This is a genomic window from Empedobacter sp. UBA5924, assembly GCF_002431085.1.
Classification (GTDB): domain Bacteria; phylum Bacteroidota; class Bacteroidia; order Flavobacteriales; family Weeksellaceae; genus Empedobacter; species Empedobacter falsenii_B.
In genome coordinates, this window is the sequence record NZ_DJDM01000023.1 from 89,055 (window position 1) to 95,194 (window position 6,140).

Sequence of the window (6,140 nt, forward strand, 5' to 3'; positions counted from 1 at the left end):
ATGAAAAAAATATCATTTATTATAGTTTCATTCTTCGCGATTATTCAGTTGAATGCGCAAGAATCTTACAAAAATGGAGCTGTTGTAACAGCTCATCCCGAAGCTTCAAAAGTTGGAGTTGAAATTCTAAAAAAAGGTGGAAATGCGATTGACGCTTCTATTGCAGTTCAGTTTGCGTTGGCGGTTGTTTATCCAAATGCAGGAAATATTGGTGGCGGTGGATTTTTGGTTTATCGTGATTCAAAAGGAAAGACCGATGCGTTAGATTATCGTGAAAAAGCACCTTTGAAAGCGAGTGAAGATATGTATTGGGACAAAAATGGAAATGCAATTACTGATCTTAGTTTGTATGGACAATTTGCTGCAGGAGTACCCGGAACAGTCGATGGAATGGTGAAAGCGCATGAAAAATATGGGAAATTAAATTGGAAAGAATTAGTTCAGCCAGCTATTAATTTAGCTCAAAAAGGATTTAAAATAACAAAACAACAAGCGAGCGAACTGACAAATAAGCATAATGATTTTGTAAAATATAATTCAAAAACGAATGCTTTAACGTCTAAATCATCTTGGAAAGAAGGAGATTTGTTGGTTCAAAAAGATTTAGCAAATACATTAAAATTAATTCAACAAAAAGGTCGTGCTGGTTTTTATGAAGGAAAAACGGCTGATTTAATAGTGAAAGAAATGAAACGCGGAAACGGAATTATTTCTCATGAAGATTTAAAAGAATATCAGTCAGTTTGGAGAACGCCAGTTTCTGGAAATTATAAAGGTTTTAAAGTGATTTCGATGCCGCCGCCTTCAAGTGGAGGAATTGCATTGGTTTCGTTATTTCAATCAATCGAAGATTATCCAATTAATAAATGGGGATTTCAGGCAGATTCTACAATTCAAGTGATGGTAGAAGCAGAGCGTCGCGTTTATGCAGATCGAGCAGAACATTTAGGTGATCCAGATTTTATAAAAGTTCCGCAAAAACAATTATTGGATAAAAGTTATAATGTGAATCGAATGAAAGATTTTTCGTTTGATAGAGCAACACCTAGTTCAGTAATCAAAGCGGGTGAAATAATCGGTAAAGAATCAATGGAAACGACGCATTATGTAATTGTTGATAAAGATGGAAATGCAGCTTCTGTAACGACTACTTTGAATAATTCGTACGGATCTTTGGTTGTTGTAGAAGGTGCAGGATTTTTGTTGAATGATGAAATGGATGATTTTTCTGTAAAACCAGGTACACCGAATTTGTATGGTTTGGTTGGAGGAAAAGCAAATGCGATTGAACCTTCGAAAAGAATGCTAAGTTCGATGACGCCTTCGATTTTAGAGAAAGATGGTAAATTGTTTATGGTTGTGGGAACACCAGGTGGTTCTACAATTATTACGTCTGTTTTTCAAGCAATTTTGAATGTTGTTGATTTCGGAATGACGATGCAAGAAGCTGTTGCAGCACCAAGATTTCATCATCAATGGTTGCCAGACCAGATCGATTATGAACCAAATGCGATATCAGAAAATGTTCGCGAAACGTTAAAACAAAAAGGTTATAAGTTGAAAGAACGTAAACCTTATGGACGTGTAGAAGGAATTTTGGTAAACAAGGATGGAACGTATCAAGCTGGAGCAGATCCGCGAGGAGATGATAAGGCAGTAGGGTATTAAAAAAGTTAGATAAACAAAAAGGCTATTCAATTGAATAGCCTTTTTAATATTATAAATAATTATTTTACCAACCTTTTATAGCTCCACCTTTGAATACTTCGTCTGCTTTTTTAACAACTTGTTCAGATTGGTATGCTTGTACAAATTTCTTCACTTTTTCATCGTTTTTGTTGTCTTCACGACTCACAATGATATTGACATAAGGCGATTCTTTATCCTCTGTAAAAATTCCTTGTTTTTTAGCATCTAAACCAGCTTGTCCTGCAAAATTATTATTAATAACAGAAATCGCTACTTTTTCATCATCTAAAACACGAGGTAATTGGGGAGCTTCTAATTCTAAAATCTCTAATTTTTTAGGATTAGAAACAATATCAGTTAATTTAGGAAATAAACCCACACCATCTTTCAATTTAATTAAACCTATTTTTTGTAACAACAATAAAGATCGACCTCCATTAGCTGGATCATTCGGAATAGCAATTGTATTACCTTCTTTTAATTCATTTATAGATTTTATTTTTTTAGAATATCCAACGATTGGGTATAAAAATGTATTTCCAATAGGTTCTAATTTGTAACCACGTTGTTTTTCTTGTTCTTCTAAAAATGGAACTGTTTGGTAAGCATTAACATCTAAATCACCTTGATTCAACGCTTCATTCGGAATAATATAATCATTGAAAGTAATCAATTCTACTTCCAAATTGTATTTTTCTTTTGCAACTTGTTTTGCAATTTGAGCAACCTCAAATTCAGGTCCAGTCATTACACCAACATTTATTGTATTTGCATCAGTTTTAGATTCTCCACATGATGTTAAAGCAAGTGCTGATAGTGTTGTAAGAAGTATATTTTTAATTAACTTTTTCATTGTTTAAATTATTTATGATTGAATTTTTTTGATAAGAAATCACCAGTAAATTGGATGATAAAAACGATAATTATTAATAGAATTAAAACGGTATTCATTATAAAAGTATCATATCCAACATACCCATATTGATAACCGATTTGTCCTAATCCGCCAGCTCCTACAGCGCCACCCATTGCCGAATAGCCGACTAAAGTAATTAACGTAATTGTTGCGGCATTTATTAACGATGGTAATGCTTCTGGTAACAAAACTTTGAAAATGATTTGCGAAGGTTTTGCACCCATAGAACGTGCTGCTTCTATCAAACCTTCAGGAATCTCTAATAAACTATTTTCTACTAAACGCGCTATAAATGGTGCGGCTCCAATACTAAGAGGTACCAAGGCAGCAGAAACGCCGATTGATGTTCCAACTAAACTTCGTGTAAAAGGAATCATCCAAACGATTAGAATAATGAATGGAATTGATCTGAAAATATTGACAAAAAAGGCTAAAATTTGATTAACCAATTTGTTTTCTAATAATTGTCCTTTTCTCGTTAAAAACAAGAATATTCCGATTGGAAGACCAAGTACAAAACCAAAAAATCCGGAAACAAATGTCATTAAAACTGTTTCCCAAGTTCCCTTAAGTAATAGATTAATAACTGCTTCTGACATAACCGATTTTTTCTAAATTAAATTTATTTTGCTGTAAATATGTTTCGATTGCTGAGTTTTCTTTTGAATTAATTTTCAAGAAAAATGTTCCGTAATTGATTTCTCCAGCATATTCGATTCTTGAATTTACGATTTCTGCTTCAATATTATGCAACGAATTTATTTCTGCAATAAGTTGATTGAATTTTGGTTGATTCGTGAAATTGATTTTATAAATTATTGAGTTATTTTCTGAATAAGTATCAACCAAATTTTTCTGAAAACTTAGAGGTAAAGCTATGTCCAATGAATTTTTGATAAATTCTTGCGTGATATTCTCTTTCGGATTTGTGAAAATTTCTTCTACTGTACCATGTTCTACTAATTTTCCACTTTCAATCACTCCAACTTCATCACAAATAGAATTGATTACTTCCATTTCATGGGTGATTAAGAGAATCGTTAGATTTAATCGTTGATTGATTTCTTTCAACAATTTCAAAATAGATTTTGTAGTCGCAGGATCTAACGCACTTGTCGCTTCGTCACATAACAAAACTGTTGGATTATTAGCCAAAGCACGCGCTATTGCAACACGTTGTTTTTGTCCGCCTGATAAATTTGTAGGATATTCTTTTGCTTTTTCGTGAATATCAACAAGGTGTAAAAGTTCGTCAACCTTTGTTTTTATTTGGCTTTTTGAGATACCTTCCAATTCCATCGGAAAAGCAATATTTTCTTCTACAGTTCGCGAAGAAAGTAAATTGAAATGTTGAAAAATCATACCGATTTTTCTTCTTTCTAAAGTTAATTTTGAATTATTTAAGTTCAATAAATTTGTTCCATTTATCAAAACTTCTCCTGTATCAGGTCGTTCTAATAAATTAACACAGCGAATCAAGGTGCTTTTTCCGGCACCAGATTTACCAATGATTCCAAAAATTTTTCCTTCTTCTATCTGCAAAGAAACATCGCGCAAAGCATGAATTTCTCTTTTAGAAGTTCTGAAAGTTTTGGATATATTTTTTAGTTCAATCATTCTAAAAATCTTAATAAAAAAACCTCTCAATTATTATAAATAAATGCAGAGAGGTTGTGTTTTTTTTTGCTTTTATAAAGTCTATTAAAATTATGGACTTATAAAAAGTTATGCAAAAATAATTAGTTTTTTTTGAATGATTTTTTATTAAAAATGAAATTTATTCTACAAAATAACCATCTTGCAGGATAAATTTTCTAATTAATATTTAAGATTACGATTTATTATTGTATAATCGAAATTCATAGTAATTATTTCTTAAGATAAGATATCTCTAATTTCTGGATTTTTTTCAAACTGCGCTTTAGCAAAAGGACACAAAGGAATTACTTTGATATTATCTTTTCTCACCCAATCTACTAAGGCTAATAAAGCTTTTTTACCAACACCTTGTCCACCATATGCTTCGTCAACCTCTGTATGATCGATAATAATTTTATCATTACCAGCCCAAACGTAATCCATTTCTCCAGCTTTTTTATCACCATCTAAAACGACAAAAGCACCATTTTTCTTATCATCAATTTGTTTAATTTCCATGAGTTTTATTTTTTAAGTTGTTTATTAATCTTCTAAAGTACCAAACTTTCCGTTATTAAAATCCTCAAAAGCTTCGCGAATTTGCTCTTGTGTATTCATCACAAAAGGACCATAGGAAGCGATTGGCTCATTCAAAGGTTCTCCACTCAAAATTAATACCACACTATTTTTTGTTGCTTCAATTGAGAAATCTTCGCCTTCGTTTGTAAACAATAATAAGTGATCCGTTGGAACAATTTCTTTGTTGTTCACTTTTACTTCTCCATCAATAACTAATAAAACGGTATTGTAATTTGCAGGAAAATTAAAATTAGCTTTTCCATCTTCATTCAGTTTTGCATTCAGCATATTAACAGGAGAAAATGTTGATGCAGCACCTTTTGTTTGGTTATATTCACCAGAAATAACTTCGATAAAACCATTTTCAACTTCTACAGTTGGAATATCTTTATGTTCAATCGCTTGATATTTTGGAGTGCTCATTTTATCCTTTGCAGGAAGATTTACCCACAATTGAACCATTTGAAAAATTCCACCTTGTTTATAAAATTCTTCGGCATGATATTCTTTGTGTAGAACACCCGAAGCTGCTGTCATCCATTGTACATCGCCTTGATGAATTGTTCCTCCTCCACCAGAACTATCGTGATGAGAAACGCTTCCTTCATAAGAAATAGTTACAGTTTCGAAACCACGATGTGGATGCACGCCAACACCTTTTGGTTTGTCTGTTGCTGGAAAATGAAATTTTGAATTGTAATCTAACATAATAAATGGATCCATTCTACGCATATCCAAATGATAACCACTTGGAATAAAATTGTGTACTCTAAATCCATCCCCTACAAAATGTGGTTCTCTTGGTGCGATAACGGCTTCTATATTTTTTGTATTCATCTTCTTATTATTTAGTGATTGTTAACTTGTTTTATTTTCTTTTACAAAGTTAGTACCGCCTGATTTGTAATGTCTTGATGTAGGATAAGAAGTTGTACATGAATTAATTGATGTAGGGTAATGGAAATGATTCAGACATTTTTTTACATGAATAAATACAACTCTAATCGATTGTTTTTATCTTTGTGAGACTGCTTTAATTGACTCAATATCTTCGTTTTAAAAACATTAATTTATTAGTCTTCTATACCGATTCTATGCCGCCTTTATGTCGCCTCTATGCTACCTCTATGCCGTGCTTCGAGGCATTAATCTCGCCTTAACAAGGAGGCTTGTTCGGTCTTTCTTCGGTGTTTCTTTATCCATAGTCCAGCTATAGGACTAATTACCCTCGACCTAAAGTATGAGAAGCTGAAATAAATTCAGCTTGACAAATATGTTATTATGATATAATGTCATCCTGATTTCTATGACAAAACCA

At 32.3% G+C, this 6,140-nt stretch carries 6 protein-coding genes; 1 reads left to right on the plus strand and 5 read right to left on the minus strand.

Annotated elements, in window-relative coordinates; translation table 11 throughout:
* A complete protein-coding gene (gene ggt / locus B3792_RS06345; protein ID WP_291069170.1) occupies positions 1–1,668 on the plus strand; it encodes a gamma-glutamyltransferase in 1,668 nt (555 codons plus the stop codon).
* 64 nt (positions 1,669–1,732) lie between these two features.
* Here ggt and metQ read toward each other — a convergent pair whose 3' ends face one another.
* The 5 genes from metQ to B3792_RS06370 all read right to left on the minus strand — a co-directional run bounded on the left by metQ (position 1,733) and on the right by B3792_RS06370 (position 5,659).
* The gene (metQ, locus tag B3792_RS06350) at positions 1,733–2,542 is read right to left on the minus strand and encodes a methionine ABC transporter substrate-binding lipoprotein MetQ (protein ID WP_280037274.1); all 810 of its coding nucleotides are present in this window, start codon (positions 2,540–2,542) and stop codon (positions 1,733–1,735) included.
* An 8-nt stretch (positions 2,543–2,550) separates the two neighbouring features.
* Entirely contained in the window at positions 2,551–3,204 is a 654-nt protein-coding gene (metI, locus tag B3792_RS06355; protein WP_280037273.1) for a methionine ABC transporter permease MetI, read from the minus strand.
* Entirely contained in the window at positions 3,185–4,222 is a 1,038-nt protein-coding gene (locus B3792_RS06360) for a methionine ABC transporter ATP-binding protein (protein WP_280037271.1), read from the minus strand. The genes metI and B3792_RS06360 overlap by 20 nt, the downstream gene beginning before the upstream one ends.
* A 258-nt stretch (positions 4,223–4,480) precedes the next feature.
* Positions 4,481–4,762, minus strand: a complete 282-nt coding sequence (locus B3792_RS06365) for a GNAT family N-acetyltransferase (protein ID WP_280037269.1) — start codon at positions 4,760–4,762, stop codon at positions 4,481–4,483.
* 24 nt (positions 4,763–4,786) lie between these two features.
* Positions 4,787–5,659 carry a pirin family protein gene (locus tag B3792_RS06370; RefSeq protein ID WP_291069175.1) on the minus strand — a complete coding sequence of 291 codons (873 nt, stop codon included), beginning with the start codon at positions 5,657–5,659 and terminating at the stop codon, positions 4,787–4,789.
* Between the last annotated feature and the right edge of the window lie 481 nt (positions 5,660–6,140).

Excerpts from the sequence above, each read along its gene's own strand:
- ggt (WP_291069170.1), top strand. The coding sequence starts at position 1 with ATGAAAAAAATATCATTTATTATAGTTTCATTCTTCGCGATTATTCAG.
- metQ (WP_280037274.1), bottom strand. The coding sequence starts at position 2,542 with ATGAAAAAGTTAATTAAAAATATACTTCTTACAACACTATCAGCACTT.
- metI (WP_280037273.1), bottom strand. The coding sequence starts at position 3,204 with ATGTCAGAAGCAGTTATTAATCTATTACTTAAGGGAACTTGGGAAACA.
- B3792_RS06360 (WP_280037271.1), bottom strand. The coding sequence starts at position 4,222 with ATGATTGAACTAAAAAATATATCCAAAACTTTCAGAACTTCTAAAAGA.
- B3792_RS06365 (WP_280037269.1), bottom strand. The coding sequence starts at position 4,762 with ATGGAAATTAAACAAATTGATGATAAGAAAAATGGTGCTTTTGTCGTT.
- B3792_RS06370 (WP_291069175.1), bottom strand. The coding sequence starts at position 5,659 with ATGAATACAAAAAATATAGAAGCCGTTATCGCACCAAGAGAACCACAT.